The 17,632-nt window shown below is 71.9% G+C and carries 17 protein-coding genes; 9 read left to right on the forward strand and 8 right to left on the reverse strand.

The genetic code is table 11. The features are described from left to right. The first annotated feature begins 179 nt into the window (after positions 1-179). A complete protein-coding gene (locus AB0M92_RS27105; protein WP_366104904.1) occupies positions 180-983 on the forward strand; it encodes an IclR family transcriptional regulator in 804 nt (267 codons plus the stop codon). Positions 984-1,065: 82 nt separating this feature from the next. Here the strand turns inward: AB0M92_RS27105 and AB0M92_RS27110 are convergent, their stop codons facing one another. Continuing rightward, a complete protein-coding gene (locus tag AB0M92_RS27110) occupies positions 1,066-1,776 on the reverse strand; it encodes an ABC transporter ATP-binding protein (RefSeq protein WP_366104905.1) in 711 nt (236 codons plus the stop codon). Beyond that, positions 1,773-2,861, reverse strand: a complete 1,089-nt coding sequence (locus AB0M92_RS27115; RefSeq protein WP_366104906.1) for an ABC transporter permease — start codon at positions 2,859-2,861, stop codon at positions 1,773-1,775. Before AB0M92_RS27115 ends, AB0M92_RS27110 begins: the two co-directional genes overlap by 4 nt. A gap of 134 nt (positions 2,862-2,995) precedes the next feature. Here AB0M92_RS27115 and AB0M92_RS27120 point away from each other — a divergent pair, with 134 nt between their 5' ends. Together AB0M92_RS27120 and AB0M92_RS27125 are read left to right on the forward strand one after the other, a co-directional pair. Continuing rightward, entirely contained in the window at positions 2,996-4,192 is a 1,197-nt protein-coding gene (locus AB0M92_RS27120) for a sensor histidine kinase (protein ID WP_366104907.1), read from the forward strand. Then, entirely contained in the window at positions 4,192-4,821 is a 630-nt protein-coding gene (locus AB0M92_RS27125; RefSeq protein WP_366104908.1) for a response regulator transcription factor, read from the forward strand. The genes AB0M92_RS27120 and AB0M92_RS27125 overlap by 1 nt, the downstream gene beginning before the upstream one ends. Before the next feature lie 25 nt (positions 4,822-4,846). On the opposite strand, the gene AB0M92_RS27130 is transcribed toward AB0M92_RS27125, so the two are convergent. Further along, positions 4,847-6,334: a PLP-dependent aminotransferase family protein gene (locus AB0M92_RS27130; protein WP_366104909.1), complete on the reverse strand. Its 1,488-nt coding sequence runs from the start codon at positions 6,332-6,334 to the stop codon at positions 4,847-4,849. 86 nt (positions 6,335-6,420) lie between these two features. Here AB0M92_RS27130 and AB0M92_RS27135 point away from each other — a divergent pair, with 86 nt between their 5' ends. The 4 genes from AB0M92_RS27135 to AB0M92_RS27150 all read left to right on the forward strand — a co-directional run bounded on the left by AB0M92_RS27135 (position 6,421) and on the right by AB0M92_RS27150 (position 10,619). After that, positions 6,421-6,615, forward strand: a complete 195-nt coding sequence (locus AB0M92_RS27135; RefSeq protein WP_366104910.1) for a hypothetical protein — start codon at positions 6,421-6,423, stop codon at positions 6,613-6,615. Then, positions 6,579-7,193, forward strand: coding sequence for a nucleotidyltransferase family protein (locus tag AB0M92_RS27140; protein ID WP_366104912.1), 615 nt, complete (start codon positions 6,579-6,581; stop codon positions 7,191-7,193). Before AB0M92_RS27135 ends, AB0M92_RS27140 begins: the two co-directional genes overlap by 37 nt. A 274-nt stretch (positions 7,194-7,467) precedes the next feature. Then, on the forward strand, positions 7,468-9,096 hold the full coding sequence (gene aceB / locus AB0M92_RS27145) for a malate synthase A (RefSeq protein WP_366104913.1): 1,629 nt from the start codon (positions 7,468-7,470) through the stop codon (positions 9,094-9,096). A gap of 401 nt (positions 9,097-9,497) precedes the next feature. After that, positions 9,498-10,619: a GDSL-type esterase/lipase family protein gene (locus AB0M92_RS27150; RefSeq protein WP_366104947.1), complete on the forward strand. Its 1,122-nt coding sequence runs from the start codon at positions 9,498-9,500 to the stop codon at positions 10,617-10,619. A gap of 94 nt (positions 10,620-10,713) precedes the next feature. On the opposite strand, the gene AB0M92_RS27155 is transcribed toward AB0M92_RS27150, so the two are convergent. Then, entirely contained in the window at positions 10,714-11,310 is a 597-nt protein-coding gene (locus AB0M92_RS27155) for a helix-turn-helix domain-containing protein (RefSeq protein WP_366104914.1), read from the reverse strand. 112 nt (positions 11,311-11,422) lie between these two features. Between AB0M92_RS27155 and AB0M92_RS27160 the strand changes: the two genes are divergently transcribed. Then, entirely contained in the window at positions 11,423-12,247 is an 825-nt protein-coding gene (locus AB0M92_RS27160) for an SDR family oxidoreductase (RefSeq protein WP_366104915.1), read from the forward strand. Positions 12,248-12,307: 60 nt separating this feature from the next. Continuing rightward, complete coding sequence (locus AB0M92_RS27165) at positions 12,308-12,925, forward strand: 3'-5' exoribonuclease (protein WP_366104916.1); 618 nt, start codon at positions 12,308-12,310, stop codon at positions 12,923-12,925. A 78-nt stretch (positions 12,926-13,003) separates the two neighbouring features. Here AB0M92_RS27165 and AB0M92_RS27170 read toward each other — a convergent pair whose 3' ends face one another. The 4 genes from AB0M92_RS27170 to uraH form a co-directional block, all read right to left on the reverse strand. Further along, complete coding sequence (locus AB0M92_RS27170) at positions 13,004-14,389, reverse strand: nucleobase:cation symporter-2 family protein (RefSeq protein WP_366104917.1); 1,386 nt, start codon at positions 14,387-14,389, stop codon at positions 13,004-13,006. Between the two features lie 328 nt (positions 14,390-14,717). Further along, a complete protein-coding gene (locus AB0M92_RS27175) occupies positions 14,718-16,121 on the reverse strand; it encodes an 8-oxoguanine deaminase (RefSeq protein WP_366104918.1) in 1,404 nt (467 codons plus the stop codon). Positions 16,122-16,317: 196 nt separating this feature from the next. Continuing rightward, complete coding sequence (pucL, locus tag AB0M92_RS27180) at positions 16,318-17,241, reverse strand: factor-independent urate hydroxylase (protein WP_366104919.1); 924 nt, start codon at positions 17,239-17,241, stop codon at positions 16,318-16,320. Between the two features lies 1 nt (position 17,242). Then, positions 17,243-17,632, reverse strand: coding sequence for a hydroxyisourate hydrolase (uraH, locus tag AB0M92_RS27185; protein ID WP_366104920.1), 390 nt, complete (start codon positions 17,630-17,632; stop codon positions 17,243-17,245).

Consider the following 17,632-nt stretch of genomic DNA (forward strand, 5'->3'; position numbering starts at 1 on the left):
ATTTCACTATCCAGAATGTAGCTACCACCACCGGGGGCGGACGGGTAACTTCCCGAGGAGGTCCGCGACCCGGACAAACCCCATCTGACCGGCGGGGACGGCTTCGACCCGGCTCTAGGGCCGACGCCGACCGACCGGTAGGCTGCTTCCTTGCCTGCCAGCACCGAAAGGACCGCGCCGTGCCGACGTCCAGCGCCAGCACCACCGACGCTTCCGCGAAGCCCACCGCCGCCAGCGGTGGCGTTCAGTCCCTTGAGCGCGCCTTCGATCTGCTTGAACGCATGGCCGATGCCGGGGGCGAGGTCGGCCTCAGCGAGCTCTCCACCGCCAGCGGTCTGCCGCTGCCCACCATCCACCGCCTCATGCGCACCCTCGTGGCGTGCGGCTACGTACGGCAGCAGCCCAACCGACGGTACTCCCTCGGCCCCCGCCTGATCCGCCTCGGCGAGTCCGCGTCGCGCCTGCTGGGGACCTGGGCGCGCCCCTACCTCGCCCGTCTGGTCGAGGAGACCGGCGAGACGGCCAACATGGCCCTGCTCGACGGGGACGAGATCGTCTACGTCGCCCAGGTGCCCTCCAAGCACTCCATGCGCATGTTCACCGAGGTCGGCCGCCGGGTGCTGCCGCACTCCACCGGCGTGGGCAAGGCGCTGCTCGCGTACACGCCCGCCGACGAGGTACGGGCACTGCTGGCGCGCACCGGGATGCCGGCCGCGACCGAGAAGACCATCACCACTCCGGAGGGCTTCCTGGAGGCCCTGGAGCACGTGCGCAAGGCGGGCTACGCGGTCGACGACAACGAGCAGGAGATAGGGGTCCGCTGCCTGGCCGTGTCGGTGCCGAACTCGCCGACCGCCGCCGCGATCTCCATCTCGGGACCGGCGGGGCGGGTGACCGAGGCCGTGGCCGAGTCCTTCGTGCCGATCCTGCAGAACGTCGCGGCCGAGCTGTCGGTGGCGCTGCAGAGCCAGAACCCCGCGTAGGTTCCGGCCCCGCGCCCGGACGTACGAAGGCCCCGGCCCCGCTGACGCGCGGGGCCGGGGCCTTTGCCGTACGTACGGGCGCTCAGGCGGCCGGGACCGTCTTCGGCCCGGACTCCTCCCGGGCCGGCTCCGTCAGGCGGCCGTCGGTCATGGTGGCCGTCCGGTCCATCCGCTCCAGGTGGGCGTGGTCGTGGGTGACCAGCACGGTCGCCGTGGAGCGCTCGCGGGTCAGGGTGACCAGCAGGTCGAGGACGGCCGCCCCCCGCTCGTGGTCCAGGGCGCTGGTGGGCTCGTCGACCAGGAGCACGGCCGGCTCGTTCATCAGGGCGCGGGCGATGTTGACGCGCTGGCGCTGGCCGCCGGAGAGCTGGTGGGGCCGCTTGCCGGCCTTGTCGGCCAGCCCGACGGCGTCCAGCAGCTCCAGCGCCCGGCGGCGCAGCGTCCGCGCGGGGCGGCCCGACAGGTGGGCCATCACCTGGAGCTGCTCGGCGGCGGTGAGCGAGGCCGGCAGGTTCGGCTGCTGGAAGACGATGCCGATCCTCTCCCGGCGCAGGGCCGACTTCTCGGCCGCGCTCAGCCGTGCGGTGTCCTGGCCGGCCACGACCACCTGCCCGGAGTCCGGGGTGACCAGGGTGGCGGCGACGGCCAGCAGGCTGGACTTGCCGGAACCGGAGGGCCCGATCACCGCGGTCAGCGTGCCAGCGGGCACTTCCAGGCGGACCCGGTCGAGGGCGGTGAGCCGGCTCTCGCCGTCCGGGTAGGTGAGCGTGACGTCGTGCACGAGCAGGGTCATCGGGCACTCCCGAGGGCGGTCAGGGGGTCGACGGCGGTGATCCGCCGGATGGACAGGGCCGCGCCGAGCGCGCCGAGCGCGATCATGATCGCGGCGGGCGCCAGCACGGTCGCGGTGTCGAGGACGAAGGGCACGTCGCCCCCGCTGATCAGCGCGCCGAACCCGGCGGCGATCGCCGTACCGAGCCCGGTGCCGATCGCGAGCATGACCACGGCCTGCCCGAGGGCGTCCTTCAGGAGGTACGGGGTGGAGGCTCCCAGAGCCTTCAGCACGGCGATGTCGCCGCTGCGCTGGATCGTCCAGACGGTGAAGAAGGCCCCTATGACCAGGGCCGAGATGGCGAAGAGGAAGCCGCGCATGAGCTGGAGCGAGCCGTTCTCGGCCTGGTAGGACCCTATGGCGCCGAGCGCCTCGTCGATCGTGCGGACCTTCGTGCCGGCCGCCCGGTCGCCGGCGGCGAGGTCCGCCGACCCGGCGGTGTCGAGCGCGATCACGGTGGCGAGGGCGCCGACGGAGGTGCCGGGGTTGCCGATGCGCTGCCAGTCGTCGATGTCCATCCAGACGACCGGGGTGTGGCTGTAGGCGGCGGTGCCGGAGACGGCGGCCACGGTCAGCTCCAGCGGGCCGATCCTCAGCTCGTCGCCGGCGGCCGGCCCGCCGAGCTCCTTCGCCGCCTTCTCGGTGAGGACCACCCGCCCCCGGGCGAGGCCGGTGCCGCGCGGCGGGAGGGGGCCGGCCGGGTCGACGCCGAAGACGGAGACCGCGGCGGTGCGGGCGCCGGCCGACGCGTTGGTGGTGCGGATTCCGAGGGGCTCGGCCGACTTCACGCCGGGCTGCTCACGCCAGGCCCGCCAGGCCTTCTCCGGCACCTGGGAGCCGGTGAAGGACACCTGCCGGTCCCCGGCGGGCGCGGCGAAGGCGAGGTGGCCGGCGGGCAGCCCGGTGACGGCCGAGGTGTTCTCCCGGGCCAGGCCGGCGGTGAGCCCGGACAGCAGGCCGACCAGCAGCGTGATCAGCAGTACGACGGAGCCCATGAGGGCGAAACGGCCCTTGGCGAACCGTAGATCTCTCCATGCGACGAACATGGTCCCCACCCTGGTCCCCGGCGTGGGTCCGGGGCATCGCGCCGCGGTGGCGATCCTGGTATCGAAGGACGCATCCGGACATCAAACTTTCGATTGACCGGCGGCCGCGGGCCCGCCTTTACGCTGGTCGGGCCATGGCTGATCCGCAATCCCCCGCTCCCCGCCCCCTCACGCCCGTGACGCGCGTGCTGCGCCTGTGCCTGCACGCGCTGCTGTTCGGGCTGCTCGCGCTGGCCGCCGGGCGGGCCGTCACCGATTCCGCGCCGCGCGCCGGCTGGGTGGTCGCCGCCTGCGCGGTGCTGGCCGCCGTGTACGGGGCGGGGGTGCTGGCCCCCGCGGTCCACCGCTCGCCCCGGGCCGCGGCGGTGTGGCTGGCCGCGCTGGGCGCGGCCTGGGCGGCGCTGCTGGTGGTCTCCCCCGACGGACTGTGGATCGCGTTCCCGCTGTACTTCCTGGAGCTGCACCTGCTGCGGCTGCGCTGGGGGATCGCGGCCGTAGCGGTGACCGCGTGCGCGGCGATCGGAGGCTTTCTGGCGCACGCGCAGAGCGGCGCGCTCTCGCCGGGGGCGTTCCTCGGGCCGCTGCTCGGCGGGGCCGTGGCGGTGGCGACCGTACTGGGCTACCAGGCGCTGTACCGCGAGAGCGAACGCCGCCGCGAGCTGATCGAGGAACTCATCGCCACCCGCGCCGAACTGGCCGCGGCCGAGCGCGACGCCGGGATCCTGGCGGAGCGGGAACGCCTGGCCCGCGAGATCCACGACACCCTGGCCCAGGGCCTCTCCTCGATCCAGCTCCTGCTGCGCGCGGCGGAACGAACACTTCCGCAGGACGCCCCGGCCCTGGACCACATCGGCCGGGCCCGGGAGGCGGCGCAGGAGAACCTCGCCGAGGCGCGTCGTTTCGTACGGGCCCTCACCCCGCCCGACCTGGAGCACGGTTCGCTCGCCGCCGCGCTGGAGCGGCTGTGCGCGGCCGCGCCCGGGCCGCGCGTGCGGTTCTGCCTGAGCGGCGCGCCCCGGGTCCTGCCCACCCCGTACGAGGTGGCCCTCCTGCGCATCGCGCAGTCGGCGCTGGCCAACGTGGTGCGCCACGCCCGCGCGGGCCGCGCCGAGATCACCCTGACCTTCATGGAGGCCTCGGTGACCCTGGACGTCGTGGACGACGGAACCGGCTTCGACCCCTCCTCGGCCCCCTCCGGCGAGGGCGGGTTCGGGCTGCCGGCCATGCGCTCGCGGGCCGAGACCCTCGGCGGCCTGTTCACGGTCGAGTCCTCCCCCGGCCAGGGCACCGCCGTGGCCGTCACCCTGCCACTGCCCCTGGGGGCCTCCTGATGACGATCCGCCTGCTGCTGGCCGACGACCACCCGGTGGTCCGCGCCGGGCTGCGCGCGGTCCTGGACACCGAGCCGGACTTCGCGGTGGTCGCGGAGGCCGCCACCGCCGAGCGGGCGGTGGAACTGGCCGCTTCCGAGCCGGTGGACGTGGTCCTGATGGACCTCCAGTTCGGTACGGGCATGCACGGCTCGGCGGCGACGGCGGCGATCACGGCCCGGGCCGGGGCGCCCCGGGTCCTGGTCCTGACCACGTACGACACGGACGCGGACATCCTGGCGGCGGTCGAGGCGGGCGCATCGGGCTACCTGCTCAAGGACGCCCCGCCGGAGGAGCTGGCGGCGGCGGTCCGCACGGCGGCGGCGGGCCAGTCGGCACTGGCCCCGGCGGTGGCCCTGCGCCTGATGGACCGCATGCGCACCCCGGCCGAGGCGCTGACGAAGCGGGAGCTGGAGGTGCTCCAGTTGGTCGCGGACGGCCTGTCGAACCAGCAGGTCTCGAAGAAGCTCTTCCTGAGCCAGGCCACGGTCAAATCCCACCTGGTCCACATCTACGCGAAGCTGGGCGTCGACTCCCGCACCTCGGCGGTGGCCACGGCCACCTCCCGCCGCCTGATCCGCACGCCGTAGCCCCTGGGCCCGGGCGCCCGGCGTACTACGCCACCCAGTGCGGCCGGTCCACCGCCGGCGCCAGCGGGACCCCGTCGTGGAAGGCGGCCGCGAGGCGGCGTACGGCCTCGTCCAGGCGGTCCTCCGGCAGCGTGTACGGAATCCGCAGCCGGTGCTCGAAGGTCCCGGGGTCGACCCCGAACCGCGCCCCGCGCCCGATGTGCACGCCGCAGGCCCCGGCCCGCTCGGCCAGCGCCGAGCTCACCGGCTCCCCCAGGTCCACCCACAGCGACAGCCCGCCCGGCCCCCGCACCCAGGACCACTGCGGAACGTGCCGCTCCAGCGCGGCGACCAGCGCATCCCGCTGCCCCCGCAGCTGCGCGAGCCGCGCCGGCAGCGTCCGCTCCAGCCCCTCCAGCAGCGGCTGCGCCACCAGCTGGTCCAGAACCGACCCCGTCATGTCCGCGGCCACCTTCACCGCCGCCAACTCCGTGATCATCTTCGCGGGGGCGCGCACCCACCCCACGCGCAGCCCGCCCCAGTGCGTCTTGCTGAGCGAGCCGATCGTCACCACGTGCTCGGCCCCGCCCCGCGGCGCCAGTGAGGCCAGCGGCGCCGGCGCGGGAACGTCCAGGGCGATGTCGGCGATGGTCTCGTCGACCACCAGCCACGTCCCGGTCCGCCGCGTGGCGGCGAGCAGCCGCAGCCGCTGCTCCGGCGGCATCAGCAGGCCGGTCGGGTTGTGGAAGTCCGGGATCACGTACGCCAGCCTCGGCACGGTCTGGCGCAGCGTGGACTCGGCGATCTCCATGTCCCAGCCCGTGTCGGACACCGCGATCGAGCCGGTGCGCAGCCGCGCGTGCCGCAGGGCGTCGAGGGCGTTCGCGTACGTGGGGTTCTCGGTCACCACCCGGTCCCCGGGCCCGCACAGCAGGCTCACGACCAGCGAGAACGCCTGCTGCGCCCCGGCCGTGACCAGGATCTGCTCGGGGCGGGTCGCAAGGCCCCGCCGGGTGAACCGCTCGGCGACGGCGCCGCGCAGGTCGGGCAGGCCGAAGGGGCGGTACCCGGGGCTGCGGGCGAGCCCGGGCAGTCGGGACGCGGCCCAGGCGAGGGCCTCGGTGAGGCTGTCCTCGGGGGCGCCGAGGGCGGCGATGGCCAGGTCGATCCCGGGATCGCCGTCGGTGAGGTAGCCGCCGGTGCCGGCCGGCAGGTGTGCGCCGACCGGGCCGTGGCCCTCGGGCAGCTCGGTCCAGGTGCCGGAGCCGCGCCGGCTGCGGACGTAGCCGCTCTCGCGCAGCAGGTCGTACGCCCCGGTGACGGTGGCCCGGCTGGCGCCGAGCGCCTCGGCGAGCTCGCGCTCGGCGGGCAGCCGTACGTGCAGGGCGATCCGGCCGTCGAGGATCAGCGTCCGCACGGCGTCGGCGAGGGAGCGGTAGCCGGGGCGGGCCAGCACCCCGGGGGGCAGCAGCGCGGCGAGCTGGCGACTGCCGATGGTCCTGTCCGCCGTCTGGACGACTCGCCCGTTTGCCATGCCAACCTCCCCTGATTGGCTCTGCCGACCAGACCAATCGAGGACCAGACTCGCGGTATTGGCCCCCGATTGGCAAGGAGACGGCAATGCGCACCCCGCTGACCGACCGTGACGAGCGCGCCCTGGCGGCCGCCGCCGAGAACCGGATCTCCGAGCCGCTGCGCCTCGGGCCCGCCCTGGCCGCCGTACGACGCCTGCTGGAGCGCCGCCCGCGCACCGCACGGCAGGAGCGAGAATCACTGACATGTCTCCCATCACGCACTCGACCCCGAGCCCGGTGATCGCGGGCCTGCTCCTCGCCGCCGGCGGCGGCCGCCGCCTGGGGGGCCGCCCCAAGGCCCTGCTCCCGTACCGCGGCCGCCCGCTGGTCGAGAACGCCGTACGGGTGCTGCGCGAGGCGGGCTGCGGCCCGCTGCACGTGGTGCTCGGCGCCTCCGCGGCCGAGGTCCGCGAGCGTGCGGACCTGAGCGGCTGCGTGATCGTGGACAACCCCGACTGGGCGCAGGGCATGGGCTCGTCCCTGCGCGTCGGCCTCGCCTCGCTCGCCGGTACGGGCGCCGGCGCGGCCCTCGTCTCACTGGTGGACCAGCCGGGCATCGGGCCCGCGGCCGTGGCCCGGGTCCGGGAGGCGTACCGCTCCCCCGCGAGCCTGGTGGCGGCGGCGTACGGCGGGGAGCGCGGGCATCCGGTGCTCTTCGGCGCGGACCGCTGGGCGGACATCGCGGCGACGGCGACCGGGGACAAGGGCGCGCGGGTGCATCTGACGGATCACGCGGACGAGCTCACGCTGGTGGAGTGCGGGGACATCGCCGAGGCCTTCGACATCGACACCCCGCCCGACCTGGCACGACTCGCTTGAGCGGCGGATGGGCGAGAGTTGAGCGGGTAGTGACGACGGTGGCACTGAGGGCCACCGGGCGCCCGATTGTGTCGACTCGGAGAATCTCGACATCAACAAACCATTGAACTTCCACCATAAGGAAATTACTATCCACTGGTCAGAAGCGCCCTGAACCCCCAGACGGCGCCCGCGACCGTATCCCGGAACTCTCCACACCCGGCGGCACTGCGTGCCGCCCTGCGCGAGCATTCCCCCGCGGCCGCCAGGCACCGCCGCTGAAGGAGTGACAGATATGTCCGCACCAGCGCCGTCATCGCTGGCCATCGTCGACGCCGAGCCCCTGCCCCGGCAGGACGAAGTCCTGACCGAGGCGGCCCTCGCGTTCGTGGCCGAGCTCCACCGGCGGTTCACGCCCCGCCGCGACGAGCTGCTCGCGCGCCGCGCCGAGCGCCGCGCCGAAATCGCCCGCACCTCCCACCTCGACTTCCTCCCGGACACCGCACAGGTCCGCGAGGGCGACTGGAAGGTCGCGCCGGCGCCGGCCGCGCTGAACGACCGCCGTGTGGAGATCACCGGTCCGACCGACCGCAAGATGACCGTCAACGCCCTGAACTCGGGCGCCAGGGTCTGGCTCGCCGACTTCGAGGACGCCTCCGCCCCCACCTGGGAGAACGTCGTCCTCGGCCAGCTCAACCTGATCGACGCCTACGAGCGCCGCATCGACTTCACGGACCCGCGCACGGGCAAGTCGTACGCCCTCAAGCCGGCCGAGCAGCTCGCGACCGTCGTCATGCGCCCGCGCGGCTGGCACCTGGAGGAGCGCCACCTCCAGGCGGAGGGCCGCCCGGTCCCCGGTGCGCTGGTCGACTTCGGCCTGTACTTCTTCCACAACGCCAAGCGGCTCATCGAGCTCGGCAAGGGCCCGTACTTCTACCTGCCGAAGACGGAGTCGCACCTGGAGGCGCGCCTCTGGAACGAGATCTTCGTCTTCTCGCAGGACTACGTCGGCATCCCGCAGGGAACGGTCCGCGCGACCGTCCTGATCGAGACCATCACGGCCGCGTACGAGATGGAGGAGATCCTCTACGAGCTGCGCGACCACGCAGCGGGCCTGAACGCGGGCCGCTGGGACTACCTGTTCTCGATCGTGAAGAACTTCCGTGACGGCGGGGAGAAGTTCGTCCTCCCGGACCGCAACGCGGTGACGATGACGGCCCCGTTCATGCGGGCGTACACCGAACTCCTGGTCCGCACCTGCCACAAGCGCGGGGCCCACGCCATCGGCGGCATGGCGGCCTTCATCCCGTCCCGCAAGGACGCCGAGGCCAACCGGGTCGCGTTCGAGAAGGTCAAGGCCGACAAGGACCGCGAGGCGGGCGACGGCTTCGACGGCTCGTGGGTCGCCCACCCCGACCTGGTCCCGATCGCGATGGCCTCCTTCGACGCGGTCCTCGGCGAGAAGCCGAACCAGAAGGACCGGCTGCGCGAGGACGTCTCGGTGGCGCCCGGCGAGCTCATCGCGATCGACTCGCTGGACGCCAAGCCCACGTACGAAGGCCTGCGCAACGCCGTCCAGGTCGGCATCCGCTACATCGAGGCCTGGCTGCGCGGCCTGGGCGCGGTCGGCATCTTCGGCCTGATGGAGGACGCGGCCACCGCCGAGATCTCCCGCTCGCAGATCTGGCAGTGGATCAACGCCGGCGTCGTGTTCGAGCACGACGGCAAGCCCGTGACGGCCACCGCCGACCTCACCCGCGAGATCGCCACCGCGGAACTGGCCGCGATCCGCGCCGAGATCGGCGAGGAGGCCTTCGCGGCCGGAAAGTGGCAGCAGGCCCACGACCTCCTCCTCCAGGTCTCCCTGGACGCGGACTACGCGGACTTCCTCACCCTCCCGGCCTACGACCAGCTCGTCGGCTGACCCGAGTCCGACCGACGCGCACAGCGGCCGGACTCCCCACCCTCCGCCCCCGGGCCCCAGGCCCGGGGGCGGAGGTGTTTTCGGGTGCGGGCGACCACGGACCTTTGCGCAGCGCGGGCCGGCGCCGCCGGCCGAACCGGGCCGCGGAAGCGGAATGTTGGGACACCGAACGACCGGTCGGTCGTTACGTCATCGTAATCTGCGGCTACCTAGCGGTAACAACGTGCTGCATGTCACCTTTCCGATGCCACCGGCCGGCGGTACCCCCACTTCCCCAGCCATGCACCGGAGTTCTCTTCGGCATTGCCATGGCCGACCGCAGGAGTTCCGCCGTGATCGGATTCCGCACCGCCAGCAAGGACCGGGCCCGCAGTCGAGCGCGACGACTCGCCGGGGCCGGGATGGTTCTGCCGCTCGCCGTCGGCGCGCTGGTCGCCGGCTCCGCCGGGACCTCCGCGGCCAGTCCCGGGACCGGGCCCACCGCCGTGGTGTCCATGGGCGACAGCTACATCTCCGGCGAGGCCGGGCGCTGGAAGGGCAACAGCCTGACCAACAGCGGGAACCGGACCGGCACGGACCGCGCATGGGTCTCCGGGAACACCTACGACCCCGCCAAGGTGTACGGCGCCACCGCCGGGGGGTGCCACCGCTCCGACTCCGCCGAGGTCAAGAGCGCCGGGGCCATCGCCGACGTGGCCGTGAACCTGGCCTGCTCCGGGGCCGTTTCCGAGAACGTCTTCCGCGCCTCCAACGGCGGCGTCCCCTTCAAGGGCGAGGCCCCGCAGGCCGATCAGCTCGCCGCCGTGGCCCGCACCAACGACGTCAAGGTCATCGCCCTGTCCATCGGCGGCAACGACCTGGGCTTCGCCGACATCATCAAGGACTGCGCCCTCGACTTCGTCCTGTGGGGCTCGTACTGCTACGACGACCAGCAGTACGGCGTCGACGAGAAGATGGACGGGGTGATGGCGAACGTCGGCAAGTCGGTGGACGAGATCCGCGCCGTGATGCGGACCGCCGGGTACACCGATTCCTCGTACCGGATCGTGCTCCAGTCCTACCCGTCGCCGATCCCCCGCGGCGCCGAGAACCGGTACACGCAGAGCGACTGGAGCCGGCTCAACACCGGCGGCTGCCCGTTCTGGAACCGGGACTCGGACTGGGCGCGCGATTCCCTCGTGCCGCAGATCGCCGGGCGCCTCAAGGCGGTCGCCGCCGCCAAGGGCGTGCAGTTCCTGGACCTGCGGGACATGATGCAGGGCCGCGAGGTGTGCGCGAAGGCCAGCAAGCTGGTGAGCAGTTCGGCGCCCGCGTCGGCGAAGACGAGCGAGTGGGCGCGCTGGATCGACAGCAGCGAGACGCAGGGCCTGGTCCAGGAGTCCATGCACCCGAACTACTTCGGCCAGCTGGCGGTCGGGCGCTGCCTGAACCTCGCCGTGGCCCAGCCCGCCAACTCCGCCTCCAGCTGCAAGAACACCGCCGGAGCGGACCACACGGGCATGTTCTTGACGTCCGCCCCCTGAGCCGTACGTTCCGGGTCCGGGGCGCCCGCGGAGAGTTCCGCGGGCGCCCCCTCCCGTCCGTACGGCCGCTCCGCACGGCGGCCCGGGGCCGCCCTCAGCCGCGTACGGCGGCCAGCGCCTCGTCGTACAGGGCCGCCAGGTCGGCACTGCCGCCGCTGCGCACCCAGGCCTCGGTGGCCGCGTCCACGCAGGCGAAGACCGTGGCCGTCACGGCCGCGGCGCGCACCTGCGGGACCGGGCCCTTCCCGGTGGGCATCCTGGCCGTGACGGCGGGCTGGACCAGCTCCTGCCAGCGCAGCCGCTTCTGCGTGTAACGGGCGCGAAGCGGCGGGGTGTCGAAGATCAGCGTCGTGATCTCCAGCAGCTGCCCCGGGTCGCCGTGCGCCTCCATGAGCACCTCGAAACCGGCGCGCAGCGCCTGCCACGGAGTGGCCTCGGCGGGCTGGGCCTCCACCGTCGCGCGCAGCAGCTCGCCGAGCTCCTCCTGCTCGCCGCAGACGATGTCCTCCTTGGTGCCGAAGTACCGGAACAGCGATCGCTGGGAGATGCCCGCTTCCTTGGCGATCTGCGCGATGGTCGTGGCCTCGTACCCCTGCTCGGCGAAGAGCCTCATGGCCGTGTCGAAGATGCTCGCCACCACGGCCTGCCGGGAGCGGTCCCACAGGCTCGGCTGCGTTGCGGTTGTCCCCATCGGGCCAGCATATAGGCGGACCGCCAGCCTGACCTTTGCTGTCCGCTTGGCAGTGACTGCCACACGGACATACAGTGATGACAGATGTCGTCATCCATGGGCAGGAGCCACTGTGAACGCGGTCGACTACCGAGGCAGGACCACCCTGATCACCGGCGCGAGCTCGGGCCTGGGCGCCGAGTTCGCGCGGCAGCTCGCGGCGCGAGGATCCGACCTGGTGCTCGTCGCCCGCCGGGAGGAGCGCCTGAAGGCCCTCGCCGCAGAGCTGTCGGCGGCGCACGGCGTCACGGCCGAGCCGATCGTCATGGACCTGGCCGTCGACGGGTGCGGTGAGCTGCTCGCCGCCGAGGTCGAGCGGCGCGGGATCACGGTCTCCAGCCTCGTCAACAACGCCGGCTTCGGCACGCACGGCCCCTTCCACGAGGAGGATCCGCGGCGGGTCCGCCAGGAGGTGGCCCTCGACGTGACGGCCGTCGTCGACATCAGCCGGGCGTTCATCGGCCCGCTGCGCAGCCGGGGCGAGGGCGTACTGGTCAACCTCGCCAGCGCGGCCGCCTACCAGCCCGTCCCGAACATGGCCGTCTACGGCGCGTCCAAGGCCTTCGTGCTCAGCTTCACCGAGGCCCTCTGGCAGGAGTCCCGGGGCACCGGGCTGCGCGTCATGGCGCTGTCGCCCGGCGCGACGAAGACGGAGTTCTTCGACGTGGTCGGCACGGAGGACGCCGCCAGCGGCACCAAGATGCAGACCTCCGAGGAGGTCGTGCGGACCGCGCTGAAGGCGCTGGACCGGCGGAACCCGCCGCCGAGCGTGGTCTCCGGGGCGCTGAACAAGATCATGACCCTCAGCGGGCGGTTCGCGAGCCGCCGCACGGTCGTACGGATCGTGGACCGGATGACCGCGCCCCGGACCCCCTCGCGGACCGAGGCCGCGGCGTAGGGACCGCCGCCCGCCCGAAACCGGATGATCGCAGCGGCTCGGGCTGGCATGATCCCGCTCATGCCCGCCCGAACCGCACGGCCCAGCCTGTACGTCTCCGTCGACGTCGAGGCCGACGGCCCGATCCCCGGCCCGTACTCGATGATCAGCTTCGGGGCCGCCGTCGCGGGGCGGCAGGACGGCGCCTCGTATACGGCCGCCGACCCCGAACTGCACACCTTCTACCGGGAACTGCGGCCGATCAGCGACCAGTACGTGCCCGGGGCGCTCGCCGTCAGCGGGCTCGACCGGGACCGGCTGCTGCGCGAGGGCGCCGAACCGGCGGCGGCCATGGCGGAGTTCCGCGCGTGGGTGCGGGAGGTGTCCGCCGAGGCCGGGGCGCAGCCCGTGATGTGCGGCTACCCGGCCTCCTTCGACTGGACTTTCCTGTACTGGTACTTGATGAGCTTCGGCGGCGAGAGCCCCTTCGGGCACTCCGGCTGCCTCGACATGAAGACCCTGTACGCGGCGAAGGCGCGCGTCCCGCTGCGCGCGGCGGTCAAGGGCCGGATGCCCCGCGAACTGCTCTCCGCCCGCCGCCACACCCACCACGCCCTCGACGACGCGATCGAGCAGGCGGAACTGATGAGCAACCTCATGCTCTGGACCCCTCCGGCCGCCGCCGGCCCGGCCGGCTGACGGGAAACGGCCGGTGCGCACGCCACACCCGCAGTGGGTGGCGTGCGCACCGGCCGTCGGCGGCCCGCGGGGACCGGGTCAGTGCACCGGGACCGGTTCCGGGGCGGCGGCCCCGGCGCGCTGGGCGCCGAAGTGGTTGAAGGCCAGGTTCAGCGCGATGGCCACCACGCAGCCCGTGCTGATGCCCGAGTCCAGGACGACCAGCAGGTCCTTCGGGAACGCGTGGTAGAACTCCGGCGCCGCGATCGGGATCAGGCCGATGCCCACCGAGGCGGCGACGATCAGGGCGTTCTCGCCCTTCTCCATGGCCGCGCCCGCCAGGGTTTGGATGCCGCTGGCCGCGACCGAGCCGAAGAGGACGATGCCGGCGCCGCCGAGCACCGGCAGCGGGACCACTCCGATGACGGAGGCCGCCATCGGGCACAGGCCCAGCAGGATCAGGATGCCGCCGCCCGCTGCGACGACGAACCGGCTGCGCACCTTGGTCATCGCCACGAGCCCGATGTTCTGAGCGAAGGCACTGCACATGAAGCCGTTGAACAGCGGGCTGAGCGCGCTGCCGAGCGTATCGGCGCGCAGTCCGCCCTCGATGGTCCTCGCGTCCGCCGGGCGGCCGACGATCTTGCCGAGCGCCAGGATATCGGCGGTGGACTCGGTCATGCACACCAGCATCACGATGCACATCGAGATGATGGCGGCGACCTGGAACTGCGGGGCGCCGAAGTGGAACGGGGTCGGGAACCCCACCAGCGAGGCGTTCTTGACGGCGTCGAAGCTGGTCATCCCGAGCGGGAGCGCGATGAGCGTGCCGGCCACCAGACCGAGCAGGATCGAGATCTGCTGGAGGAAGCCGCGCAGGAACTTGCGCATCAGCAGGACGATGACGAGGGTGACGGCCGCCATGCCGATGTTCTTCATCGAGCCGTAGTCGGTGGCGGTCCGGTTGCCGCCCTGCGACCAGTTGAAGGCCACCGGCAGCAGGGACACGCCGATCAGGGTGATGACCGTGCCGGTGACGACCGGCGGGAAGAAGCGGACGAGCTTCCCGAAGTACGGGGCGGCGAGGAATCCGACGACCCCGGCGACGATGATCGCGCCGAAGATGACGGGGATGGCGTCCGCGCCCTCGCCCTTGCCTATGGCGATCATCGGGGTCACTCCGGCGAACGAAACGCCGTTGACGAAGGGGAGCTTGGCGCCGATCTTCCAGAAACCGAGGGTCTGGAGGAGGGTGGCGAGGCCGGCGGTGAAGAGCGAGGCGCCCATCAGGAACGCCGTCTCGGTGGCGGAGAGTCCGACGGCGGGGCCGACGATCATGGGCGGGGCCACGACACCCGCGTACATGGCGGCCACGTGCTGGAGGCCGCTCGTGAACATCTTCAGAGGAGGCAGGGTCTCGTCGACCGGGTGCTTCTCCTCCGGTACTGCGACTGCATCTTTGCGAAACCTGGGCGTGTGGGCCACGGCTTCCTCCGGTCGGGTAACACGTCGGCAGGGACGTGGGTGTCTTGGAGGTGGTGCGAACGCTGTGCGAGTCGAGCCGGTATGGAGTTGTGGGTGGTGCCGGGAGTGTGGGGGGTACTTCTTGCTCAGGAGGTGCAGAAACGATTCGCCCAAACCGTTCCGGCCAAGCAGTGGCACGAGTCACCGCCCCCGGGAACGCCCTCGGAAAAACCTCGGGCGCTTCCCGGGAACGGCTGCCGCGGACCCCGCTCGGGTCCGCGGCGACCGGCCGGGGGCCGTCCCCCCCGGCCGGACTCTGGGGGTCCCCCCGGCAGAGCCAGGGGGAAGATCAGCCCTGCGCGGTGATGCGCGCCAGGCGCTGGGCCTCTTCGCGGGTGGACACCGCGATGGCGTCCTCGTCGGCGAAGAGGAGTCGGTTGTTCTCGACGATCTGCTTGCCGTTGACGAACGAAGCCGTCACCGGGGCGGCCGCACCGAAGACCAGCGCGGTCACCGGGTCGGCGATGGAGGAGTGCAGGAAGGTGCTGATGTTCCACAGCACCAGGTCGGCGCACTTGCCGGCCTCCAGCGAGCCGATGTTGCCGGCGCGGCCGAGGACCTGTGCACCGCCGTACGTGCCGAGGCGCAGGGCCTGGCGGGCGTTGAGCGCGGCCTCGCGGTGGACCGGGTTCAGCCGGTTGATCAGCAGCGCGTTGCGCAGCTCGGTGTGCAGCTCACCGGACTCGTTGGAGGCGGTGCCGTCCACGCCGAGGCCGACCGGTACGCCGGCGGCCAGCATGTCCGGGACGCGGGCGATGCCTGCGGCCAGACGGGCGTTGGAGGACGGGCAGTGCGCGACACCGGTCTTGGTACGGGCGAACGCGGCGATGTCGGAGTCGTTCATGTGGACGCTGTGCGCCATCCACACGTCTTCGCCGAGCCAGCCGGTCGACTCGAAGTAGTCGGTCGGGCCCATGCCGAAGAGCTCGTGGCAGAACTTCTCCTCCTCGACGGTCTCGCTGCCGTGCGTGTGCATGCGCACACCGAGGCGGCGGGCCAGCTCGGCGCCCTGCTTCAGCAGCTCGGTGGAGACCGAGAAGGGGGAGCAGGGGGCGACGGCGACCTGGGTCATCGCGTCGAAGGAGGCGTCGTGGTACTTCTTCACGGTCGCCTCGGTGTCGGCGAGCGCGCCTTCCAGGGTCTCGACCGCGTGGTCCGGCGGCAGGCCGCCGTCCTTCTCGCTGCGGTCCATGGAGCCGCGGGCGAGGGTGAAGCGGACGCCCATCTCGGACGCGGCGCGGATGATCGCGCCGGAGAGGTCGCCGGACCCCTTGGGGTACACGTAGTGGTGGTCCATGGCGGTGGTGACACCACCGCGGGCCATCGCGGCGAGGGAGCCCTGGGCGGCCGAGTAGGCCATCTGCTCGTCGATGCGCGCCCACGTCGGGTACAGCGCGACGAGCCAGTTGAAGAGGTTGTGGTCAGTGGCCAGGCCACGCGTGATCCACTGGTAGAAGTGGTGGTGCGTGTTGACCAGACCGGGAGTCACGAGGTGCCCGGTGCCGTCGATGCGGCGGACGACGTTGTCGAGGTTCTCGGGGGCCCTGCCCGCGCCGATGGACTCGATCTTGTTGCCGGCGATGACGATGTGACCCGAGGCGTACTCGGTGTCGTTCGCGTCGACGGTTGCGATCGCACAGTTCTCGATGACGATGCGCTCTACTGCGCCGTCCTGGGCTGCCGATGCTGCCATGGGACTTCCTCGTGCTTTCAGTGGCGGTGCGGGCACGGCAAAACCCAGGGGATTTGAGTGCCGGAGCCGGGGGTCTGACAGCTGACAGTACTGTCGCCCCGTTGGTTGCGTCCGGGTGCCGATTCAGGAAGTGGGGGGCGTGTCGCGCGCCGTCCCGGGGCCACTGCGGAGCCCCGGGACGCGACGCGTACCGCGCTTAGAGGTTGGTCATGTCCACGGGGATGCGGGCGTCCACGCCGTCCCGCAGGATCGTGGCCTCGATCAGACCGTACGGACGGTCCGCGGCGAAGTAGACCTCGTTGTCGTTCTTGAGGCCGAAGGGCTCCAGGTCGACCAGGAAGTGGTGCTTGTTCGGGAGCGAGAAGCGGACCTCGTCGATTTCCGAACGGTGGTTGATGATGCGCGAGCCCATCTGGTACAGGGTCTGCTGCAGCGAGAGGGAGTACGTCTCGGCGAAGGCCTGGAGCATGTGCTTCTTGGTCTCGGCGTAGGACTTCTCCCAGTTGGGCATCCGCTGCTCGTCGTCGGTCCAGTTGAAGCGCCAGCGACCCGACACCTGGGTGGCCAGGATGCGGTCGTACGCCTCCTGCAGGGTCGTGTACTTGTCCTTCACGTAACCCCAGAACTCCGAGTTGGTGGAGTTCATGACGATCAGGTCCTTGAGGCCGGAGATGACCTCCCAGTTCTGGCCGTCGTACGTGATCTGGGTGACGCGGGTCTCCATGCCCTTGCGGACGAAGGAGTGGTTCACCTCGTCGGAGCCGATGAACTTGGAGTTGGCGTCCGAGGTGGCGATCCGGTCCCAGGCGTACTCCTCGATCCGGATGCGCGCACGCTGGATCGGCTCCTGGCTGCCCACGAACCAGCGCGCCAGGTGGATGCCGAACTGCTCGGCGGACTCGATGCCGTACTCCTTGGCGAACGCGTACACCGTGTTCTTGGTGGTGTCCGTCGGAAGGACGTTGGCGTTCGAACCCGAGTAGTGGACGTCGTCCATGTCGCCGGAGAGGGCGACCGAGACGTTCAGGTCCTTGATGTGGTGGGTGTCGCCGTCCCGCGTGATCTTGACGACGCGGTTCTCTGCTTTGCCGTACTGGTTCTGGCCCAGAATCGTGGCCATGCTAGCTCCCTCGGTAAACGGAGTAGCCGAACGGGTTGAGCAGCAGCGGTACGTGGTAGTGCTCGCCCGGGTTCACCGCGAAGGTGATCGTTACCTCGGGGAAGAACGCACCGCTGTCCCTTACGCGGGGGGCGTCCTGCTGCGCCTCGGCTTGCTTCTTTGAGAAGTACGTCTCGGTCTCGAAGTCGAGACGCACGTGGGTGGTGCCTTCCGGCAGCGCCGGCAGGTCCTTGCATCGCCCGTCCGCATCGGTGGCGGAGCCGCCCAGGGCCGCCCACTCGCCGCCGAGACCCGTCCGGGCCGACAGGGAGATGGCGACACCCTCGGCGGGGCGTCCGATGCTGGTGTCCAGGATGTGCGTGGACACCGACGCGGTGGTCTCGGTGCTCAT

This window comes from Streptomyces sp. NPDC051582, from assembly GCF_040681715.1.
In the GTDB taxonomy this organism is placed as follows: domain Bacteria; phylum Actinomycetota; class Actinomycetes; order Streptomycetales; family Streptomycetaceae; genus Streptomyces.